The following is a 24,257-nucleotide window of genomic DNA, read 5'->3' as shown; positions in this document are numbered from 1 at the left end:
ATTATTTATTTTCAATTTTTTTCTGTATTTCTTCATCTGTTAGTACGCCGTCTTTCCAGTCATACCATAGTACAAAAGCATTTTCTATAGTACATTTTGGAAACTTTATTGTTGGACTTCCATTTTTATCTCTGTCTGTTTTTATTCCATAAGTTTCAGTTTTTACATTAGTATTTCCAAAACTTGCAACGGCTGTTCCAATACAATGAATTCCAATTTCCTCTGCTTTAATTTGAGTGTTATTAAAGTTTGCTTCACTACCACTTCCACAAATATAACCTCTTCCATTTTCAGTTAAAATTTTAAGAGTGCCAGCTTTTATATAACCTTCATTTCTAACACCGTATTTTTTAGTATTTTCAGTGGAAATTTTGTCAGTCACTCTTATGTTACCTAAGTTTTTAATGCCTTCCTTAAATCCTGAGACATAAATATTTTTATTACTTTTGAATTCTGCACCTTTCAGATTTTCAAATCCTGTTATTCCGTCATTACCTTCAAGTATGATTTCACTATTTGTTGTCAATTTTCCAGAAAGTTTTATTCCAACATTTTTAATTTTTGTTAAATTAATACTACCTGCTGAAATACTTCCTTCACATTGTATTCCGCTTTCACTTTCATTAATCATAATATAGTTATTTACAAACAGATTTCCATTTTTTTCTATTATTAATCCATTTCTTAATTTATCAGATATAAAACAATCAGTTTTTATTGTTCCATTACCTTCTAAACTACAATTTTCTACGTTATTAAGATTTATTGATTTAGTTTCAATATTTCCTTTGCAAACAATGGCATTTTGCACATTTTTGATTTGTAAGTTTTCTCCAGAAACAGAACCTGTTTGTTTTATATTTATTCCGTTAGCACAATTATCAATTTCAATTTTATTTGCAGAATTAATTATTCCAGAATTTTCAATTCCATAATTCATACAATTTTTTATTACAGTATTTGAAATACTTATTGTTGATTTATCTTCTATATCGATTCCTGTGACTGCATATTCAATTGTTGCGTTACATATCTCTGACTTACAAGCTCCACTTCGAATTTTTATTCCATCCCATTTAAGACTTTCTTCATTACTTCCTTCTTTTTCAGTTTGAATTCTAGTAAAATCATTTCCATTTTTTCCTTCACCAATGATTACATTTTTACAATTAATTTTTAGACAACCACCATAAAGAACTTCAATTCCACCTTTTCTTTCTTCTATTGGAGATCCAATACAAAGTATTTCTGTTGGATTATTGTTTTTTTCATTATTATCAATGATTGTTAATGTTGTATCTTTTCCAACTTGAATTTTTCCGAGTACAGGATGTTTTCCAATCCACTCTTCGTTTCCTAAGAGAATTCCAACTTGAGTATCTACTATGTAAACATTTACTTGTGCAGTCTTTATAACATTTTTTTCTTTCAAGTTTATTTTAAGTTTATATTCAGAAGTATTACCTGTTCTATAAGGTGATTGTTTATATTTATGAACAATTTCGTTTTTTGTTTCCTTGGTAGTACCATCTCCGAAATCCCATTCTATTTCATAGGGATTTCCATCGTTTGAAGTTACTTCTATTCCAAGTTTTATTGCTTGATGTGGACGAGCTGTAATTCCGTCCATGTTATATCCAGCCTCTTTTCCTACTAAAAGCTTAAATCCTCCAAAATCAGAACCACTTGCTTGTAAACTAATAACACCACTTTCTGTTACATCCTTAAAGGCTCCATTATTACCTTTACACCCTTCTGTCATTGTAATTTTCATGTTATATGGTTTATTGTAATAAAGTTTTATTTCTGAATTTTCAAATTCATGCCAGCCATCTGAGTAATCAGAATTTTTTGTATATCTTGATTCGAGATTAACTTTATTATTTACAGAGATTTTCTCTATATATCCCTCAGAAACAGGATTTTCACTTGCCACAGTAATTTCAGATTCTTGTCCATCGAAAGAAACTTTTATAACTTCAGTAGTTTGAACACTATAATCATCAAAATCATCATCTTCAATCTTAAAAGCAATACCTATTAAACCACTTTCCGGAACTAAAAAATCTTTATCACATTCGTTTTCAATTTTATTACCATTTGAATCAAGAACCATATATCTTTTTTCTGAGCCATCTTCATTTGTTCCCTGTATCCTGATTTTTACATTTCCTGGAGCATTAGCAGTTTTATCTATTACGGAATAGTTTCCTCTTTCAGTTATATCCAATGCTTTCCAAGTCCATTCCGGTTGATATCGAATTCCTCTATGACCTAGACCACTTGAAGTTTCTATTTTATCTTCATAGTACCAGTAACTCTGCCCATCAATAACAACTTCTCTAACATCATTTTTCGTAATAATTGTTTTTTCTGCTGCTTCCCATTTTTCTTTTATTATTTTTTCATCAACATTATTGGCGAATTTTGCTTTATAATCTTCATAAGTCAGAATAATTCTCTCAGACTCTCCATCTTTTTGATCTCCAAGGAAAGTACGCTTTAATATAATTTCTTTATATAAATCAAAATTAATATTGTTAATAATAAGTCCAACTTTAGTATACCCATCTTCTGTTATATAACTTCGTCTGATATTAAGTTGTTTGTCATCCTTTTCGACAGGCTTAATGTTAATTATTCTAGGAAGGGTAAGTGATAGTGGAATGGATTCGGAGTGATTGCCCGCGTTATCCTTAGCATCAGTTACACATTTTATTTCATAATCAGTCTTTCTTATTATATTAGGTTCTTGGTTCACTCTTCTTTTCCAATAAACAGGAATAAGTCCCGATATATTTCTTACCTTTACTTTTTCGTCTAAACGTTCCCAATTGCCTCCAAATATAGCGTTATTAGGATCTATAACCGCAAGATCAATAATGTCAACTCCAGAAAGATTATCTTTTACTACACTATTTACATAAAAACAATCAAGATATTTTGTTTCGTCTTTTTCAATGTAAGAAAAATTAGTGAATGGTTCTTCTGGCCATTGTATTTCAGGAGGAACAGCATCTATACGAAGAGTAATTTCTTTTGAATTACCGGCTATATCTGTTGCTCGTATTATATATTCTCCACTTTCTTCAATTTTATATTCGATTCTTGGATCAAATTGAAGAATATAATTAAAATATCCATCAATTTCCTGTGTCTGAGTTACTACTGTATCAAGTACTGTTGTTATTCCATCCTTTGTTATTGATAAACTTGATATTCCAGAATCATCATCCATTCCCCAAATTGAACAATGTGTTTTAGGGGAGGGTCCTCCAAAGTGACCTGGCGCAGAGAACTCTCTGTTCCATGTGTCCTTCCAATAGGAACTTTCCAAGTAATAGGAATATTGGCTTTCATCCACTCCATCAATTATAATATATGGCAGAGTTTTATCCACTAAAAATATTGCTTCTGCACTATTTTTAACTCCATCTGTAGCATATATATGCCAACAACCTGGTTCGTTTATAACAGCCTGGTTATTATCGAAGGATATTTTTTCATAACTATGTCTCCTACTTTCATTTATGCACTCACCATATACACTAGACGTTGCATCTATTATATTTACTGTTATATCTTCGTTAGTCCATGTATTTTCAGGTTTGTCGGCACTAATTACAGGAGCTGTTTTATCAATTAATATTTGAACAAGCGTTGTTGAAAAATTACCCACATTATCTACAGCTTTGAGTTCAATTACACCTTTATAATCTTGATTTTCATCCGTCTGTATATAAAGAGTGTCATTATCCCATCTACAATTAAGTAGAATAGATTTACTTTTATACCCTAACTTATAATCATAATAATCATAATCATAATATGCAAAACCAGAATCTGCATCTTCACTGCCATAGGGCCGTATAATTAAGTTAGAATTGCTTACATAATAATCTGAAGCAGTTTCCCTTAATAATGGCTGTGAAGGAGGTGTTGAATCTGCCTGAATTTTTACTTTTATTAATTCTTTAGGTAAAATTGACGTTCCATATTGTATATAGCCACAACATAAAGTAATTATATATGAATAATCTTGATCAATCGTAAAGGAATTATTAAAAATCTCTTCACCACACCTCATTGTATCAAATTCTCTTTGTATTTTTAAATAAGTATATGATGAGTTATACAAACTTAAACTTTCTCCATATAATTCTGATAATTCTGCCTGCTTATAATTTACAAAAATAGTTTCTCCACTTTTTATATAGTAAAGTCCATCTTTATAAAAACAAGACTTTGCGTTTTCACAAGAAAGTTCAAGAATATAATGAGGATTATCAATTGAAGATGTGAGCTCTTCTAAATTCGGAAACTTTTCGAATAAATTCGGGAGTCCTTCTAAATCACCTTCCTGTCTAAAAAAAACTTCTGCTGAATAAATAAACGATAAAATGATAATATGAATAAATAAAAGAGAGATAATTTTTTTCATGTTTTTAAATCCATTTTTTAATTAATTTTTTATAATTAATTTATCATAGCATAACTTTTTTTATTATCAATAGATTTTTTTTTATTTTATACTTGAATTTTAAAATATTACAAAATTTTATGACAAATGTCACAAAAAAATAACCAATGTTACCATTATTAAATGCATCTTACTTTCCTCGTCATTTGACTTTTTAATTGTACTATTCTAAAATGTATATATATGAAGAAAGTTGTATTATCACTTTTATTAATTTTTTCTTTTTCATTTTTATTTTCTCAAAACATTAAAAGCATGGAGTTTCATAACCAGAATATAACAGATATTCTTCTGGTTCTTGCAGAATCCAGCGGCGTTTCTATTATTCCAGATGAAACTGTTTCCGGAAAAGCTTCTTTTTATTTTTCAGAGTCTTCACTTGATGATGCTCTTACACGCTTTTTATCTACTTACAAACTTTATTTTGAAAAGAAAGACAATTATATAACTGTCTCAAAAATAAAGATTTCTCATAATAAAGAATCAGGTCTTACTTCACTTAAAGCAGACAATATTGAAATTGGAATTGTATTGAGAAAACTGTCTGACAAAATTGGAAAAACAATTCTTTATGACACTCTTCCTTCGGCTTCAATTTCGCTTGATATTGATAATCTTCCAGTTCAGGATATTCTTGAAATCTGTATAAAAAAATACCCTGATTATTCTGTTGAAACTGCTGATTCATATTATTATGTTAAGCGTAATGTTGAAAAACAGGGCGGCTCAAAAAGCAGCAATGGAACAGCCTTAAAGAAAAACGGTTCATTATATACCCTTAATCTTGATAAAGGCCGTTTCCTTGAAACTCTCACTAAGCTTTTTAATCTTGAGCAGGTTGAATACTCTCTCTTTGTTCAGGCAGATACACAGCTTGAAAATCTATATTTTACAGATAAAGATTTTCATTCTATGCTTCATTTGATTCTTGAACAAGGAAATGCTGATTATATAGAAAAGAATGGTATTTTTTATATCATTGATCTGCAGAAAAAGGGAATCTCAGGTAAATTGAAAACAACAGAAATCATCAATTTAAGATGGATTTCTTCTCAGGATATCACTCCTTTAATTCCTTCTGAACTTGCTTCATCTTCTGTAATGAAGGTAGATAAAAACAATAATGCATTACTCCTCACCGGAACAAAAGAGGAAATTGAACCTTTAAGAAATTTCATCGAAAAGGTTGATACTCCAATGGGAGGAATGAAATATAAAAAGATTGATTTAAAATATATCAATGCAAAAGAAATAGTTTCTTTAATTCCAGCAAAAATGATTCAGCAGCCTCCTGTTGTAATTCCAGGGACTAATTCGCTGCTTGCTTCTGGTACAGAGGAAACTTTAAATATTTTGACAGATTTTATTGCCAGTATCGATAAGAAAAAAACAGGAACTCCAATTAAACTGAAGTACATACAGGCAGAAACTCTTTTGAAAAACATTCCGCCATCAATCAATAAAGAAGACATTATTGATTCTGGTTTTCCAAACCTTTTATTCTATACAGGTTCAGAAGAAAACAAGGAATTATTGCAGCACGAATTGAGTTTAATTGATAAACCTCAGCCACAAATTAAGTATCAGCTTCTGGTAATTCAATACACAGACGGAACTTCTACTGCAATAAAACCAACTTTTACATTTAATCCAGATAATGAAAACAGGAATGAAAGTTTTATCTTTAATGGTGAACTTTCAAATATAATGAACCTGAACTTTGATATCATATCAAAATTCGGATATCAGTTTGCTGCAAATCTCAATGCACGAATTACAGACAATACTGCAAATGTATTCACTGATACAACACTTACCGCCCTTTCAGGTCAGGAAGTAAAATTCCAAAACACTGATACGTACCGCTATATTGAATACAACTATGACAGCACTTCCACTACCCGCTCAAGCACAACTCAGCAGATTACTTCTGGTCTTATAGTTGGACTTAATGGCTGGGTATCTGGTGACAACATGATTACCATGTCTGTAAATGCGACTGTATCTAAACAAAATAGTGACAGTGGCTCATCAACTTCAACTACCCTTCCTTCAACATCAGAAAGAGTTGTAACAACTCAGGTTAGAACAATGTCTGGTGAACCGGTTGTAATCAGTGGATTAATAAAGGAAGATATCTCTGAAACAGAAAGTCGTGTTCCTGTTCTTGGGAAGATTCCAGTATTGGGAAGACTTTTTAAGCATACTTCTAAATCAAAAGAAAAGACTGAAATTGTTATTTATATAGTACCTCATTTAATTCAGGATACAGGAAACTCTGATAATGACTCACTTAACATCGAACGATATTATCAGAAATTCTTAGGACAGCAATATGCACGCCAATGATATAATCAGCATTAAATCATTTTCTAATATACCTGTTGATAATGAACAGTACTCAATGGAATTTATTGAGCGTAATCATGCTATTGTTCTTGAAGTTTCAGATGATGATATAACTGTAGGTATAACAGACAAAACAAGTGAAAATACGATTTCCACAATCAGAGGCTATCATTCCGGAAATATAAATTTTGTTTATATTGATTCTGTAGAACTTTCTTCCTGGATTGGAAATAAAATGGGAGAAGCAAATAATCTCCCTGAATCAAATCTAAATAATCAAGCTGATGAAACAACTTTACTGGATAAGATGGCTAATGATGCTCCAACAGTAAATCTTGTTAACAGCATTTGTATTGATGCAATCAGAATGAAGGCTTCCGACATTCATATTGAAGCTGGAGTAAAAGTTGCAAAAGTCCGCTACAGAATTGATGGTGTACTTCAGACTGTAAAAACAATAGAAAACGAAAGATTTGCCGCCGTTTCTTCACGTATTAAAATCATGGCAAATCTTAACATTCTTGAAAAACGCCAGCCACAAGATGGACGTATTACAGTTTCGATAAATGGTGAAAATATAGATTTCCGTGTTTCAATTATTCCTGTTACCGGTGGAGAATCTATTGTAATGCGTATTTTGGGAACTAACACTGCTCCTGACAATCTTGATCTTTTAGGCTTTAATCCTAATCAGCTTTCAACAATACGCGAAATGATGAAGATTCCACACGGGCTTATTCTTGTAACAGGACCGACAGGAAGTGGAAAGACAACAACCTTAAATGCAATGATGAAAGAACTGGTATCTGATGAAATCAAAATTGTTTCAATTGAAGATCCGGTTGAATTTATTGTAGATGGTGTAAATCAGATTCAGATAAATGAACAGATAAATCTCGGCTTTGATTCAATTTTGCGAAGAGTTTTACGTCAGGACCCTAACATTATTATGGTCGGAGAAATTCGTGATAAAGCGACTGCAGAATTATCTGTCCGAGCGGCTTTGACAGGACACCTTGTTCTTTCAACTTTACATACAAATGACGCCGCATCAGTAATTCCCCGACTCATTAATATGGGAATTGAACCATATCTGATTGCAGCTGTTTTAAAAGGTGCTATTGCTCAACGTCTTGTTCGAAAACTTGCTCCAAATAAAAAAGTATTCTCTGGACGAACTGTTATTTCCGAAACCTTAAAAATGGATTCCGGACTGGAAGAAATTATTGAGCATGGTGCCAATCAAAATGAAATAATAAAATATCTTCATAAAAATAAGATGCAGTTCTTAAAAGAAGATGCAGAAGAAAAGATTGAATTGGGATTAACAACCCGCCAGGAAGCAGAACGTGAAGTTATGCTTTAGGAGGACCTAAATTAACAGCTATAAGTGTATTGTTTCAGATAAATCAGGTAAGATCTCAACAATAATAAAAGAAGGCGTTTCCACAGAAGACGTTTCAAACTCTTTTTTAAATTCTTCTTTTATTCCTCTTGAAATAGTTCCAATTAATAAAAAATCTTCAAAATCCAGAATTAAGAAAAATGAAAAAAAGGTCTTAGAGTTTACTCAAATTATGGAGCAGCTTATAAACTCCGGACTTTCTATTAAAGATGCACTCGAAATTAGTTCATTAATAAATAAGAAGAATGACAATATATCTAACATATTATACCAGCAGATTCAAAAAGGAACTTCCTTTGCAAATGCTGTAAACCAGATGGATACAATTTTTCCTTCTGTTTACCGCGGTATTATTTCTGTTGGTGATAAAGTTGGTTCTGTAGAAAAGATTTTCCCTCGTCTTCGCTTATATCTTGAAACACAAAAAAAATTAAAAGATAAATTAATGGGAGCTATGCTCTATCCGTTAATTGTACTTATAACAGCATTTTTAGTTTTCATTGCAATGATCTTTTTTGTTTTTCCAAAATTAAAAATGATGTTTATTGAATTTGGTGGAGAAGCTGCTTCTCTTCTTGAAAAGAATATTTCCAGAATGGAAACAGGATTCATCGTATTTTTTATTATTATTCTGATTATTGTTTTATCAATCATCACCTTAAAAATTGTTGCAAAAACGAACAAAGGACTCAAACTCTTTTTAGACTCCTTTATTTTACATATTCCTCTATTTGGAAAATTTCTGACATATCTTGAAACACTGCACTTTTCATTTGCAATGGAAACCTTAATTTCCGGAGGAATAACAATTGAAGATTCTATTCAGGAATCTGAATTTGTTTTGACAAACAGCGCTTATAAAGAAGCGCTTGAGGATGTAAAAAACAGAATCACAAGAGGAGAATCTCTTTCAGAAGCTTTTGCAATTCATGAAAAAATATTTCCAGATTATATGATTAAATGGATGATGGTTGGAGAAAAATCCGGTAAACCTGAACACGTTTTTTCACAGCTACGAAACTATTTCCAAAATGAAATAGACTTATACACAACAAAGTTCATGGCATTAATTGAACCGGCACTTATTATATTAATTGGACTTTTCCTGATTATTCTTATTATTAATGTAATTGTGCCGGTATTCTCGCTCTATGGGGCAATTTTATAGAAATATGATTTCAATTAAATTAATTCACATAAAAAATTATAATTTTTTATAATATGATATTTGATAAATATCAAAAATAAAATAAATTAATATTACAATGGAATTTCTTAAATAGATTCCAGAAAGATATGTTAAAATAATTAAAACAATAAAACAAAGATTATATAAAGCAATTCCTAAAAACTTATAATTATTCCAAAACAAAAGAATTGATATACATAAAATAATACTATTCAATTGCTTAAAAAACTTTAAAGAAAAAATATTATTTTTAAATTCAATAATTGAATAAATTATAAGCACTAAAATTATTACTGGAAAACAAGCTGTGATTAATTTTTTCATTATTTTATTTTCCTTTTGATAATTGATTTTGTACAGAATTTAACTCTACTTTATATATTTTTTTTGAAGTAAATATAAATAGAACTTCTCTATAAAACATTAATTGTTCAAATATTCTATACTACCGTCTGGATTTATAATATAACTAGAACCAATCTTTTCATCATATTCTGGTAGTTTATAATTTATAACTTTACAATATGAATTAATATACAGTTTTAAAATAAGACATGCATCCTGATAAAAATATAAAGATACTATATCTTTTTCTGTTTTTATCATTACACCATCACAAATTTCATTAGTAAATTTTTTATAATTTATAGTTTGAGTTCTTTTTTGTTTATCTTCAATTATTATAAAATTCAAATTAGAACTTTCTTTATAGTTAAAATTAGTAATATAATATATCTTTTTTCCATCATTTGATAATAAATATTTATTTACATTTACGTCTATTAGTTGTTTTATTCCCTTTATAAAATCAAATAGATATAAGTGATTTTCCTTTTCGGTTTTTAATATGTTATCATATTGTAAACATAAAAATACATTTGAATTAATATTTTGTTGAATGTTATTTAATTCTATTTTATCGCATGAAACCAACAATTGTTCATTTTGATCATAAAAATTTATACAATTAATTAAAATTTTTTTATTTTTTGAAATTCTTGGATAATCTTTTGCATTATAATTACTCGTATTTTTATCATTATTTTCAACTGTATTAATAGTTTTTATGCTAACTTTATTTGCTTTTGGAATTTTTATAAAACTTTCAGAAAATATATTTTTAATACAAAAAAAACATAATATATAAAATGTCATTATTCTTTTCATTTTATTATACCTTAATATTAATCTTTATTATTTATTTTTATTTGAAATATTATAAACTATATAATCTGTACACCGTTTGAAACAGTAAAAGCAAGTGAATCTAAAACTTTATTTATAGTTCCTTTTTTAATATCAAGAACAAATAATTCTGCAGTTAAATTTGGTTTCTGTTTTCTTAAAAAATGATTATCTATGGAAAAATAATATTTTCCATCTTCACATAATTTTTCATAAGCAGAAAAATGAGCAATCTTAGCTAATATTCTTTCCTCACCATTTGTCTTTTTTGCAGATAAAATAAGCTGAAATCCTTCTTTTGTACCTATTTTTGCTGAAATAAATTGTTCATCTTTTTTTACTGATTCAATCTTTATTGATTCAATACCGCCGAGATCAATTACTTCTTGTGCAAATAATAGTGATGAAATAAAAATTGTCAGACAAAATAATAAAATCTTTTTCATAGTTCCTCATTTACTTTTATATTTATAAAATGTGATATTTGATAAAAATCAAAAACAACATATATTATTTTAATGAGAACTCTTTCTTTATTATTTAATCATTTTTTAATTCCATGTATTATATAATCAAAATAATCGTCATCCTCAAAAGTATCATGGGCTAATTTTTGTATAAAGATATAATAATCTTTCAATTTATATACTTTAAATAAACTTATATTTTTGACATAATCAACTATATCAAGTTTTTCATCAAAAAAATAACCTTTATTTCCAATATTAAAAAATATTTTATATGATATTTTCTCAAACCAGCCTACTATTTTTTCCCTTTCAATAAGCTTGACTTCACCCATTGAATACCCAGTTTCTTTAAGATTATAAGGAATCAAATTATATTCTGTATTAAAATGCTTAATCTCATCCTCTATATACTTTTGATAAGCTAATACAGAATATTTTTCATCATTCCAATTAATAATTCCATATTCATCATATAATCTTGTCATCCAAGTCTGCTTAACAGTTTCTAATACCTTATTATTTTTAAAGTCATAAACAATATAACTATATCGAATATCACCTTTTCCTACACTAATAAAGCTATTAATATATGTTATTATACCTTTCTCTTCATTTATGCCTAATAAATAAATAGGATTATCAATATTAATTTGAGAAACATCTTGTTTTAAAGTTTCGCTATCACTTCCTGCAAACATTTTAATTAAATTAAAATAAGATAACAGAATTAATATAATAATTTTTAAACATTTATTTTTCATATCAACTCCCTATATTTTATTTTTTATTTTGTTAATTTCTTTTTCAACTTGATTTTTAAAATCATTCCATGAATCAGGGTTGTCGACATAATTTTTTGGACAAGGCTTATTTGTAATATCATAATGCCTATAAACATCTTTTTGTGGATCTAACCCATATTCAACACATAATTCTGCAGTTAATTGGATTGTTGCATTTTTTGTTTGTTCAGTAATAGTTCCCTTGGAATCAATATTTTCCATTTCTATTCCTACTGTTCTTGCATTCGGATGCCCTCCTAATTTTTCAACTATACCAGGCTGAATTGTATAAGGCCCACCATTTCCTGCATGTTGACCAATTTCTTGTTTCGGAAGTGCTTGATATATATCTCCGTTTTCACCAATAACAAAATGAGCATTTATTGATTCAGCACCAATCCAATAATCAATTGTTTCTTTAGGAGTTTGAGCATATTCTTTACCATCTTTTCCTATTTGAACACCTGCTGTATAGTGAATTACAATACCAGTTGTTTTTGCTCTATTTTTTTCAATTCTCGATCCATTTCCATCCGGAATTCTATATTGTATAATATTATCTGTATAACGAGTTGATTTATCACTCTCAGAAAATAATCCCCACAAATCCACATAATTAATCGGATCCCCGCCACAGTAAGCATACCAGTTCATTCCATCGCGGATTGGGTCCTGGGTTGTGAAACGGCCTAGTTTTGAATCGTAGTCGCGGTAACCGTAGTTGTACCAGCCGGTGCCGGTATCGTAGTGTTTACTGTTGTAGCCAATTTTGTTTTTGCCGCTAAACGAACCTGTGTAGTTAGTTCCGTAGGCATCGTAATTATAGCGGTTTGATACACGTCCCAGTGAATCTGTTGTCAGCATAACACTTCCAAGGACCACACTAGTGTCCTATCATCCCCTGTACCTGAGTATTTACACCTACTACACGATTTCTGCATTGTAATCATAGGCTGTAGCAAGTTTTCCAAGATTTTCCTGAATCAGGTTTCCATGAAATTATCTCATTTTCTAAAGTATATATTAAAAAATTACCATTGACTTCGATCAACTTCATATATTGAAAATGTTTGATTTTTTGTATTCCATAGAAATGTAGGACCGTCAGTGACATTTTTTCCTTCATTTGTATAAAATTCTGTTGTTATACATTTATTTTTTTCTATAACTTTTACTTTATATCCATAAAATTTTTGTGTTTGTATCATGCCTTGAAACAGTAATTTTGAATTATTGAAAATCTTTTCATTTTCAATAATTAATACAGGATATATTTTATTTTCTAAATAATAATAAAATACACCCTTATTTATTATTGCACTAGAATTTTTAGCATAAATATATGAAAAACATATATTTAAATCATTAAAATTATAATAATCTGTTTTATACTGATTATCAGCAAAGAAAGATTGTAAATAACTTTCTTTTTTTTCATTTGCATTGCAGTTTATTATTATAACAAATAATGTTATTAACAATAAAAAATTCTTTTTCATTTTATTTCCTTATCTAAAATTTAATCTTCGGATTTCTCCTGAATTAGGTAATGGACCTGGTAATAATTCAATAGTTCCAGGATTATCAATTGTATTTTCAGGACCACCGGTTGCATTTACCCTTGATCCATCTTCCCCCACAATAGTCTGAACATGATTAATATTGCCATTACTATCAGATAAAAATCGTAAATCACCTGGTTGAATTTCTCCACTTACTGAACTTGTAAGATTATATAATTGAGCAGCAGTTTGATCAGAAACATTATTCCCCATCTGATTAATACCATAAATTAATGAACCAGAGCAATCCATACCACCATCTTCAGGAGAATTTCCACCCCAAACATAATTTGACCCTACCAAAGCTTCCATATTTGATGCTAATTGCTCACCAGATCCTAATAAATGACTATTGTTATATTGTGCTATTAACAAATCTCTATACTGAGAAGGAACTCCAGCCAGATTAAGATCACTTTCAGTAAACAACCCCCACAAATCAATAAGATTTATCGGATCTCCGCCACAATAAGCGTACCAGTTCATTCCATCGCGGATTGGATCTTGGGTTGTGAAACGGCCCAGTTTTGAATCGTAATCGCGATAACCGTAGTTGTACCAGCCGGTCCCGGTATCGTAGTGTTTGCTGTTGTAGCCGATTTTGTTTTTGCCGCTGAACGAACCGGTATAGTTGGTTCCGTAGGCATCGTAATTATAGCGGTTTGATACACGTCCTAGTGAATCAGTTGTCAGCATAACACTTCCAAGGATGTCGGTTGTGTAATATTCTGTTCCAGTAAATCTTCCGCTCCAGGCATACTTTTCGTCATAGTCGCTGCGACTTACAAGGTTATTTCCATAAATATATTCACTAACCGGGGTATATTTTCCTGCCGGAACATACATATCCCAGCGGCCGAATGTAAACGGTGCATAATAACCCCACAGAGGTCTTATATAACTAAAGCCGAACCATGGTGCCCATGGCATTCCGTAATCCGGATGATAATCGGTATCATTAAACTCCTGCAACACATTCATTCCAAGTCCGTCATACTGGCTTTCTGTTACAGTCGAACTTGTCCATTGTCGCTGCCAGCCGTAAAAGCTTGATTTTGTTGTTGTATATTCTGCCCGGGTAACTCGGCGGCCTAATGCATCGTATTCATATCGAACACCGCTTTTAAGTTCCTGTCGTCCATATACTGCCCAGTAACCCCAGCCACACCAGTGTCCTATCATACCCTGTACCTGAGTATTTACATCTACTACACGATTTTCTGCATTGTAATCATAGGCTGTAGCAATTTTTCCAAGATTTTCCTGAATCAGATTTCCATTTAAATCATATGTATATGTGCGTTCTCCAGCTTTTACTAAGCGATTTTCTGCATCATACTCATAATTTAATGTTCCCCAGCCATTTGTTTTAGAAATTCTGTTTCCATTTTCATCATATTTATAGTTCTCTGCCCATACAAGGCTTTGTCCACCATATACACCTTTTCCATTTACAATTCTTGCCAAAGCTGCTTCAAGCATCTGGCGTTCACGACCTGAAGGACTCATAAACTTTCCAAAGTTCTTTATATCTTCTGGTTTAATACACCAGGTTCCATGACCGGATAGTTTTTTGCCAGTAAAGCCTTCATAAACATCTTTTTTAGAGTTAAGAATATTTCGAATTGCTTCTATTAAATCTTCTTTATTTATATCCAATGTTTCCGGGAAGTCAAAATCTAACAAAACTGAATCAGTATAATCATCAATTGATTTATACTCTGGGAACAGACCATATTCCAGTCTTTCTTCATAGTCGTTGGAAATTTTTCCACCAGCGAAACTGTATAAAACATTGTTTACTCGACCGTTTTCATCATAAGTATAGGCTTCTAGTTTTCCACCTTCATTTACTGTAAATAGCCGTTTACCAGAATTATCGTATACATAGCTTTCTGCTCCAAGAACAGCTCCATGTAACTCTGCTTTTACCATTACAAGACGACCTGAGGCATCGTATTTTCTTGATTCCTTTACATGATTTGGATATTCAACGCCAGTTTCTCTACCAAGTTTATCATAACTATAAACTGTGATGTTTCCTTCTTTATCTCTTACTGAAAGTAATTTTCCTGTTTTACCCCAAATATATTTTTGATAGCGTTTTCCTTCCAGATAAGTTATTTTAGTTCTACGACCTTCTGCATCATATTCATATTTTATTGTCTGGCCAATATCATTATCTTTACTTGTTATCATACGATTCTGATTATCATATGAATAGCTATTACTTCTGACTCCATTTTCTGCAGTTATAAGATTATATACTTTATCATAACTGAAAGCTTTACTGCTGCCATCTTCAAATTCAACTTTAATCTGATGACCAGTTTTATCATACTTATAATTTGTTTTAGCCCCGTTAAAGTCGATTTTTGTAATTAGATTTCCTACAGCATCATATTCATACTTCTGTTTGTTTCCAAGCCTGTCAGTTTCTTCAATTTTTCTTCCACATGAATCATACAAATATTTATATGATTCACCTTTAGCATCTATAAACTCTGTAACATTTTTTTCATTGTCATATTTGTATTGTACAGAATCACCACCAGAGCTAACAGTTTCTATCAGACGATTTAATTCATCATATTTATATTCTGTAACTCTTCCTTCGCCATCAGTTTCATAACGGAGATTTCCATTTTTATCATATTCATATTTTGTTACATTACTTAATGCATCAATTTTATTCAGAACACGACCTTTCACATCATATTCTATAAAAGAGGCAAAGTTCAGTGCATCTGTTACGCGACAGACATTACCATTGATGTCATACTCATATCTTGTTTCTGCACCATATGGATCTGTGGCTTTTACTGTTTTTCCATTTGTATCAAGCTCATATAGCCATTCATTATCCAGTCTGTCTTTTATAGCAATTACAACACCATTTTTATTTAATGTATAGAATTTAGAATTACCATCTGCATCTGTTTCAGAAATTAATCTTCCATTTTTATCATAACCTTTATAAGTTGTATTATTTCTTGCATCTGTAATAGAAACTAGTAATCCACTCTTGTCATACCCATATTTTGTTATGTAACCGTTGGCATCTTTTTGTGATATTAAATTGCCACATTTGTCATAATCATATTCTGTTTTGTTTCCTAATGCATCGATTTTTTTAATAAGTCTTCCACATGAGTCAAATATTTGCTGTGTTTCGTTATTCTCTGCATCTATTATTATTTCGAGCCGGTTCATAATATTATATTCCCAGCTTCTTTCATTTCCATTTTTATCTTTATGCCAATTCAGATTTCCCATTTTGTCATAACCAAAATATTCTGAATTACCATAGGAATCTGTATAATTCTGTAATCGGTTCATGGAATCATAACTAAAGAATTCTTTATTTTCTTCTGCATCCTGTTTCCATTCAAGATTACCCAGGCTGTCATATTTTGTTAAGATTTCTTCTTCAGTTTCTAAATTCTTTGTATGTTTTACATAGCCGTTTTCATCATATTCATAAGATGTATGAATGAGCCAGGCAACCCCATCACTAACATCATCAAGATTAAGTTTCGAATTAAGACTTTTTAAGAAAGCAAGTCTTTTTTCTACTGCATCATCAGCTTCTCCACTTTCGACTAACTCAATAACTTCTCCTACTGTCATAATGTAAAGTTGCTTTTCACTTTCATTATCCACAGGATTTGAAATTAGATACTTATCAAGAAGTTTTCCTTTTTTCTCAAGTTTTACTTTTCCATCTGGTGTATATTCAAAGCCTTTTACAATTCCCTCTGCATCGATGATTCGTATTACTTCGTGTTTACGATTATATACATACCGGATTTCATTTCCTTCATAATCTATATGCTTTACCAGATCTTTTCTTTCATTGTATTCAAAGAATTCTGAGTTGCCATAACTATCTGTTTTTGATTTTAACTGTCCATCTTTATAATATACATTTTGAATAGTTTTTAGTTCAGGATTAATTGATTTGGTTACTCTTCCAAGTTCATCATATTCATATAATGTGGAATTATTATTGGCGTCTGTTTTCTGTTTTAAATTGCCCGTTGCATAATATTCATAATATTCTGTTCCACCATTACAATCTGTATGTGAAATTACACGTCCATGACTGTCATATGTATAATTTTCGCTTGTTCCATCTGGATATATAACAGATATTAAATTTCCCAGAGAATTATAATTATAAGTTGTTAGGCTATTATTCTTTGCTTTATATGTCGTAACTTTATTGAATTCATTATATGTCCATTTTTGTGTTATTCCATCAGCATCTGTTTGAGATAGTTTATTCTTTCTTTCATCGTAAGTATATGATGTCTGATTTCCACGTCTATCTGTAAATTTTATAAGATTATCATACTCATCATAAGCATAACTTTCTTCAGTTCCATCTTCATATTCATTTTTTATCTGTCTGTATCTGTCATCATGATAGTGTTTAATAACATGCCCTGCAGGATTTGTATATTGTGTAAGTTTAAGAGCTGAATCATATGTAAAATATTCTCTATTGCCTTCTTCATCCTGTGTATAAATTATTCTATTCTGATTGTCATATTCATATTTTAAGAAACTATTATCTGGTTTAATGATTTTTGTAAGCAAAGTTCCATTATATTCATATCTAACAGCATCACCTTTTGCATCAATTACAGAAGAAAGGAGTTCATTTGAATTATAGGCAAACTGAATTAATGTTTGTTCAGGAGCTTCTATTGAAATTATTTTGCCCTTTGGATTTCGATATATAACTATTTTTCTATTTGAACTATCGGATATTGTTTTTAATAGTCCAGAAGTTGTGTCATATTCATAACTAATCAAATTTCCATTTATATCTTCTTCTGATACTTTTCTTCCCCAATAATCAAAAGTAATTTTTTGTTTCTTTGGAGTCGTAAGAACAAACTGTTTATCATTAGATTTTATTAAGGTATAATCTCCATATATACCATTCATCTGATAATTTACTCCGTCAGTAGTAACAAAGGTTCGCGTAAGTCCAGTTCCTGTACGGAATAAAATACGATCACACCCAATATTTGTTTCCTGTCTTGTTACTCCAAGTTTATAGTTATATTTATTACGTTCAATAGAATCTAATGTTTTTGTATAATCAACTTCAGCATTATTTATTAATTGTTTTAAAATATATAACTCATCTGCCATCCCATTCAGATTTGTTTTTACAGCCTCATACTTAGAAGAAACTTCACTGCGGTCCATAACTTGCTGTCCATATGATTTTATCGCTTCAAGTTTTGAAGCTAATTCCAGGTATTTTTGATAAGACTGATTGTATTTTGTTAAATATGTAGTATAAATATTTTCGATATTATATAGAGTTCCAAAAATTAATGATTCATCTATAGATGATTCCCAACCAGTTCCTAAAGAACCTTTGCTTTTATTTGAGCTTGTATAAGTTCTTTCAAATTTAATTTCATTTTCATTATAGACAAAATGAATATCTGTTTCTGTTGTAGTAAAACTACCAGTATTTGTTTGAACTGGATCACCTTGAGTAACAGAATTATTATTTTTTACTGCTGAATCAACAACTTGATTAAAAGCTTCCTGAGATAATGTCTGTGCAGCTGGTACGGAACTCTTGATTCCGTTAATTGCATCACGGACCTCTGGTCTATTCGTATCTATATTTCCATCAGTATCTCTAAATTGAGAGAGAACGTCAGCTACAAGAGAAGCTAAAGGATCTGATGGTGTATTTGTACCCCCACCGCCTCCTCCTTGATCATCTCCTCCTTGATCATCTCCTCCTTGATCATCTCCTCCGTGATCATCACCACCTCCTCCACCATGGTCATCTCCGCCACCTCCGCCAGTATCATATGAATGAGGATATCCTTGATCATTTTCAGCATATGCATAAACAGGAATTCTTAATCCTAAAATTAAAAATATTAAAATTAAAAACACTTTATTAAAAAAAATTTTCTTAATACTCATATACTTTTCCTTTTTTACTTTTTATAATATTTTACAAGAGTTTCATTGGTAATTAGAATTTCAGTTTCACAACTTTTCTTTATTTCAAATTCTTCATTCAATTCCATTTCATCCCCGCCATCAGCCAGATAGAAAAATAGAGTTCCTTTTCCTTCTTTTAGAGTAATCGAATATTCACTTTTAGATTGGATTCCCTTAGTGTTCATGTTAGTTGGAACTTCATAAATATCATCTGTTCCTAGAGATATCTGTTCCTCATCATTAAATTTCCAAATGACATGTACAAAATCTTTTTCTGTTGCATTGACAACAGTAAGGATTCCTTCATTGTGAACCTGCTCAGGATTTTGAGCACAAGAAAATAAACAAATACTAATTAATAAAATTATAATAGTTTTATAAATATTTTTATTCATCATAATTTTCTAATAAATCAATTATTTAGCTTTTTCAAGTATTGAATAGTAAATATAACAAAATATTATATCACATTAGAAAATAAAGTTAAAAACACAAGGCCAAAACAAGTTCCCAAAAACATCATTGGTATAAACGGTACTCTGATTTGTTTTATGCTTTTTGAGCCAATCCTGATTTTTATAATTAAAAAAATAATAAGGCCAGAAATTGATGCCATTAAAGCTGAAAATATAAAACCAGGGACTCCCGATACTAAACCACAAAAAATACTGTAATGAATGTCTCCCCAGCCAAGTCCTTTATGAGCAATTAATCTTACGAGAATAAAAATAAAAAATAATATTAAACTCCCCATTAAATTATTTATAAATAATTTAGGAGAATTTAAAAGATATAGAACCACACAAGCAATTATTCCAATATAATTTAGAATAATTGATATATGCATGGTTCTTAAATCCAGATAGGAATTAATAAGTGAAACTATAATAAAAACACAAAGAATTAACTTTAAGTACATTAATCTTTAATAATTCTTTTTTGAATTGCAGGATCATAAGAAAGATTAAGGGCTTTTTTAAGATAGAGCTGTTCATTTTCTATATCAGAATAACCGTTCTTATAAATATCTGCTAAAAGAATATATATATATGAATCTACATAACCTGCAGCAATAATATCATTTGCATATTTTAATGCAGTATCATAATCAGACTTTAAAACACAGATTACAGCTCGTAGATAATTAACGCTCAAGTAACTACCACCAGCCTGCTCTGCACGAATTAAGTAAGTTTCAGCGTCGTTATATTTTTTCTGTTCAACCATTGATTCAGCTAAATTAATAAGTTCACGAGAAGAATACATACGCAAATAAATAACCTGTGATGGATTTGTGTATGTAAAAGAAATAAACATTTCTTCATAGCCTTTCTTTTTCGCTTTAAGTTCATATTTTTTATCAATATCCATAGCAGACAAAGTGAAATGTCCATAAATATCAGATATTGCATTCTTTCGATTGTTCAGATAAATTTCTACATCACTTACAGCTTCATTATCTCCATCATAAATCATTCCCTGTACCACAGGTAATACTGGTTTTGTAGATTTACATCCGGTTATAAAGAGTAAAGAGATTACTAAAATATAAAGACTTTTTTTCATACTAATTTACCTTCCTGATATAAAATTTTTCAGTTCCTGTTGAAATCAAATATTTTTCATTATCCTCAGATATAATATCTTTCGGAGCAATTTTTAAGATTCGATTTGTATTTGGATTTTTCAAATACATGTATTCAATTCCATCATTACCTTTTACACGTCCAATAAAAGTATAATCATTATTATAATGAATATTATCTTCTGTTTTAGCAGGAGTCTCTACAACAGAATTTTGAACTACAGTATTCTTATAGACAGGTCTGAAAAGTCGTTCAATTGGATAACTTTTTTCAGATGCTGAACTCACAATTTTTGAAGGATTTACTGAATATCTGATTGACGCATTTACCTTATCTGCATCTGTTTTTATATTCAATACAGATACTGTATAAGGATAGATATCGGCCTTCATTTGTTTGAAATAATTGACAAGTCGCGTATTACTACAACTAAGGGAAACTTCAATAAATTCTCCTTTACTGTCTTTTGAAATCTGATATCGTAAAGGAACAATCCCTGCCCTTCTTAAATCTTTTATAATTAAATCTGTAATTTCAGAGGTTGACTGGATTTGATTAACCGCTGCATTCGATGTAGTTTTGGAATTATTATTTTCAGGCTGTTTTTTCATCTGAAGTTTTTGAGTCATCTCTGTATATTTTTCTATAGTCTGTTTAGATTCTTTTATTTCCGAAAATGAATTCTGGAAAGTCAAGAAAAACAAAACTGCAATTGAGAAGAAAATTAAAAATATTAAAAGTTTTGATTCTCTATTAGTCATTCTTTATCTTCCCTGAAATTACAAAACGTTCAAACCCATTATCCTGTGGCAAAGATTGATGTAATACAACATCACTAAGTAAAGCTGATTCAGATAACTTATCCAGAACTTTTATTGCAGTTGCGTTTTCTGCTTCAAACTTCAGATTATTATCATTTAATGTAAGTGAAATAATTCTAATTGAAGTTGATGTTTTATATATTTCATTTAATATGTCTGTTATTGAATATACGTTATTAATTGAGCTTTCGAAAAACTCATTATTTGTATTTGAAGTTGTAATATTCTGTTTTGCAGCCTGATAATTTTTTCTAATTTCAATTGCCTCATTCTTTAGTGTCTTACTTTTTTTATAATACGAAACATCCAGAAGAATTAAAAGAATAAGAAGCGGAATCAGAGCAAGAAGATATACCTTATTGTTTTTTTGTTTTCTTTCGATATAAAGACAAGCAGAATCAATTTTATAGGCTTTCTGATAATTTTCTATATACTTAACAACAAAACCTCTTTCATTAAAATTACACGGCAAATCTGAAGCAGAAACATCAAAGAGGAAAACTGATTTATTTTTTTCTGTAAAATTAAATTCAGTTGAGAGACGTTCCTCATCTTCCAGACATTTATTATACATTCTATATGAATAAGATTGTAAGAAAACTGGAAAACCATCTTTTATTATTTGAAGTTCTAACCAGTCTTTACCAGCAGAAATCACAATTCCATTTTTAATAATCTGACAAATAACGAGAACAGGAGAAATAATTGAATTGTATTCTTCTTTCAGATTTTCTATTCGTTTTGAATTAGCAGCAATTCCGAGAATATTTTTTTTCCGGGAAATATAATCAATAACAGTTGAATTCTCATTTCCAGGATATAAAGGACGCAATGCAAACTTAACAGCATTATATTGATATTTAGGTTTAGTAACAGGAATATCAAGAATATAATGCCTGACTTCAAGAGGAGAAACGAAATAGAGTTTTTTATCTTTTGCCTTATTATTTATATCCATTTTTTTTCTATTAAATAAAACTTAGGTTCGCCTAAAGTTCCCTCTTCAGGATCTCTCGCTAAAATCACATTACAAGAAGTATTTTTTCCCGTAATATGTATTTGCCAGAACCATGTTTTACTACCTATATAATAGTATAATTCGTGATTTTTTGAAATCCCCAAAATAGAAATCAATTCTTCTTGTGTAATTTCTTTTGAATCCCGTAGTGAAATTATTGTATTAGCTTTCTGTAGTGCATTACTTAGTTTAAATTGTGGATATGTCAGAAAACTTTTTAATACTTCTTCACTCATAAAATTTATATTTAAAGTTGGATTCAAATTAATATATGGAGTAATATCATCATAATGAATTCCACAAAGCATATTAAATTCAGTTTCATTCTGAATAAATTGTTTATTGTTTCTTAATGATTTTCTTTTATTTGCAAGTTCGTCGCCAAAATATGAGTTGGTTATATTATTGCCTATAAATGCCAGAGGAATTTCATCTGCAACATTAAAATTCAAATAGCCATGCAAAGTAAAGTTTTCATTAAATTTTTCTTCCGAAATTAAATCAGAGATTTCTTCGTAAGAATTAATCATTCCATTTTCTTCAATCAGATTTTTTATCTTTTCAATTGATTCAGGAGCTTCAAAAGCAGATACCAGAGTAGTATTTACCAGAATTTCTTTTGGAACGTAATTTAAATTTATTAAACCGGAAAGAGATTTTATTGAAATATCAAATCCGTCTATATTTGTATCATTATACTTCCATACAGGATCAGTTTTTGAATCTACATTAGGAGTATGGTCTTTTTTGATTTCTTCAAATATTGAGTTTAAAACATTATCAATTTGTTCTTTATCTGATTTATCCTGAGTCCGCTTAGAAATCGTTAAATCAGAAACTCTTAAAAATATTCCCAAAGCGATAAGAATAAGTGAAAGAAAAAATAATGTAACAATGAATTCCAGTGAACTAAAACCTTTATTATGCTTCATATTTGAGAACTCCCAAAAGAACGTGAAGCAAATAAAGCTTTTAATTCATAATCCGTATTCTTGTATTGATATTTGACAATTAAACCTTTGATTGAATCATTCTCTGCATCGATTGTTTCAATTGTTTGAATCTTAAATATCTCTGGAATATTTAACGTTTCTGAATTATTAATTCCATTTATCCATGATAAAGTCAGACTGTTTGAAGAAAAGGAGTATTCATAGTCAGTTACCCAAAAAGGAATAGAAACCTGTTCTATTTTTTTCCTTATTAACGAATCAGTATTTAACCATTCTATAGATTCTTTCACAGATTTACGGGATGAATTAATTCCTTTAATACAGATTGCATAAGAAAAATATAAAAGCCCTGCCAGCAATGCAATAATGAGAAGAGAGACAATTACTTCTATATAAGTAAAAGCCTCTTTAGATTTTTTATGATTATAAAGACTTTTCAGTATATTCATTTTGATATTGAATATAAGAA

The 24,257-nt window shown here is 29.9% G+C and carries 18 protein-coding genes; 3 read left to right on the top strand and 15 right to left on the bottom strand.

The genetic code is table 11. From position 1 onward, the window contains the following. Position 1: 1 nt before the first annotated feature. Positions 2-4,441: a hypothetical protein gene (locus tag AABJ44_RS06735; RefSeq protein ID WP_338371120.1), complete on the bottom strand. Its 4,440-nt coding sequence runs from the start codon at positions 4,439-4,441 to the stop codon at positions 2-4. Positions 4,442-4,663: 222 nt separating this feature from the next. Between AABJ44_RS06735 and AABJ44_RS06730 the strand changes: the two genes are divergently transcribed. From AABJ44_RS06730 to AABJ44_RS06720, 3 genes are all read left to right on the top strand, one after another. Beyond that, complete coding sequence (locus AABJ44_RS06730) at positions 4,664-6,829, top strand: type II and III secretion system protein (RefSeq protein WP_338371119.1); 2,166 nt, start codon at positions 4,664-4,666, stop codon at positions 6,827-6,829. Further along, entirely contained in the window at positions 6,816-8,195 is a 1,380-nt protein-coding gene (locus tag AABJ44_RS06725) for a GspE/PulE family protein (RefSeq protein WP_338371118.1), read from the top strand. Before AABJ44_RS06730 ends, AABJ44_RS06725 begins: the two co-directional genes overlap by 14 nt. Positions 8,196-8,406: 211 nt before the next feature. Beyond that, positions 8,407-9,402 carry a type II secretion system F family protein gene (locus AABJ44_RS06720; protein WP_338371117.1) on the top strand — a complete coding sequence of 332 codons (996 nt, stop codon included), beginning with the start codon at positions 8,407-8,409 and terminating at the stop codon, positions 9,400-9,402. Positions 9,403-9,438: 36 nt separating this feature from the next. Here the strand turns inward: AABJ44_RS06720 and AABJ44_RS06715 are convergent, their stop codons facing one another. The 14 genes from AABJ44_RS06715 to AABJ44_RS06650 form a co-directional block, all read right to left on the bottom strand. Continuing rightward, entirely contained in the window at positions 9,439-9,747 is a 309-nt protein-coding gene (locus AABJ44_RS06715) for a hypothetical protein (RefSeq protein WP_338371115.1), read from the bottom strand. 99 nt (positions 9,748-9,846) lie between these two features. After that, the gene (locus tag AABJ44_RS06710) at positions 9,847-10,590 is read right to left on the bottom strand and encodes a hypothetical protein (protein ID WP_338371114.1); all 744 of its coding nucleotides are present in this window, start codon (positions 10,588-10,590) and stop codon (positions 9,847-9,849) included. A 56-nt stretch (positions 10,591-10,646) separates the two neighbouring features. After that, positions 10,647-11,054 carry a hypothetical protein gene (locus AABJ44_RS06705; protein WP_338371113.1) on the bottom strand — a complete coding sequence of 136 codons (408 nt, stop codon included), beginning with the start codon at positions 11,052-11,054 and terminating at the stop codon, positions 10,647-10,649. A gap of 98 nt (positions 11,055-11,152) precedes the next feature. After that, a complete protein-coding gene (locus AABJ44_RS06700; protein ID WP_338371112.1) occupies positions 11,153-11,839 on the bottom strand; it encodes a hypothetical protein in 687 nt (228 codons plus the stop codon). A gap of 9 nt (positions 11,840-11,848) precedes the next feature. Beyond that, positions 11,849-12,724, bottom strand: coding sequence for an N-acetylmuramoyl-L-alanine amidase (locus AABJ44_RS06695; RefSeq protein ID WP_338371111.1), 876 nt, complete (start codon positions 12,722-12,724; stop codon positions 11,849-11,851). A 167-nt stretch (positions 12,725-12,891) separates the two neighbouring features. Beyond that, positions 12,892-13,359, bottom strand: a complete 468-nt coding sequence (locus AABJ44_RS06690) for a hypothetical protein (RefSeq protein ID WP_338371110.1) — start codon at positions 13,357-13,359, stop codon at positions 12,892-12,894. Between the two features lie 9 nt (positions 13,360-13,368). Further along, positions 13,369-19,389, bottom strand: coding sequence for an RHS repeat-associated core domain-containing protein (locus AABJ44_RS06685; RefSeq protein WP_338371109.1), 6,021 nt, complete (start codon positions 19,387-19,389; stop codon positions 13,369-13,371). A gap of 14 nt (positions 19,390-19,403) precedes the next feature. Continuing rightward, a complete protein-coding gene (locus AABJ44_RS06680; RefSeq protein WP_338371108.1) occupies positions 19,404-19,808 on the bottom strand; it encodes a hypothetical protein in 405 nt (134 codons plus the stop codon). Positions 19,809-19,870: 62 nt separating this feature from the next. After that, positions 19,871-20,329 carry a prepilin peptidase gene (locus tag AABJ44_RS06675; protein ID WP_338371107.1) on the bottom strand — a complete coding sequence of 153 codons (459 nt, stop codon included), beginning with the start codon at positions 20,327-20,329 and terminating at the stop codon, positions 19,871-19,873. Continuing rightward, positions 20,329-20,976 carry a tetratricopeptide repeat protein gene (locus AABJ44_RS06670; RefSeq protein ID WP_338371106.1) on the bottom strand — a complete coding sequence of 216 codons (648 nt, stop codon included), beginning with the start codon at positions 20,974-20,976 and terminating at the stop codon, positions 20,329-20,331. The genes AABJ44_RS06675 and AABJ44_RS06670 overlap by 1 nt, the downstream gene beginning before the upstream one ends. Before the next feature lies 1 nt (position 20,977). Then, positions 20,978-21,757: a hypothetical protein gene (locus tag AABJ44_RS06665; protein ID WP_338371105.1), complete on the bottom strand. Its 780-nt coding sequence runs from the start codon at positions 21,755-21,757 to the stop codon at positions 20,978-20,980. Further along, positions 21,750-22,775, bottom strand: a complete 1,026-nt coding sequence (locus tag AABJ44_RS06660) for a hypothetical protein (protein WP_338371104.1) — start codon at positions 22,773-22,775, stop codon at positions 21,750-21,752. The genes AABJ44_RS06665 and AABJ44_RS06660 overlap by 8 nt, the downstream gene beginning before the upstream one ends. Next, a complete protein-coding gene (locus AABJ44_RS06655; RefSeq protein ID WP_338371103.1) occupies positions 22,766-23,767 on the bottom strand; it encodes a hypothetical protein in 1,002 nt (333 codons plus the stop codon). Before AABJ44_RS06655 ends, AABJ44_RS06660 begins: the two co-directional genes overlap by 10 nt. Beyond that, positions 23,764-24,237, bottom strand: coding sequence for a hypothetical protein (locus AABJ44_RS06650; protein ID WP_338371102.1), 474 nt, complete (start codon positions 24,235-24,237; stop codon positions 23,764-23,766). The genes AABJ44_RS06655 and AABJ44_RS06650 overlap by 4 nt, the downstream gene beginning before the upstream one ends. Positions 24,238-24,257: the final 20 nt, after the last annotated feature.

Origin of the sequence: Treponema bryantii, assembly GCF_036492245.1 — a bacterium.
GTDB lineage: Bacteria > Spirochaetota > Spirochaetia > Treponematales > Treponemataceae > Treponema_D > Treponema_D bryantii_C.
Note: the sequence above shows the minus strand (reverse complement) of the source record. Positions and strands in the feature narration are given on the sequence as shown.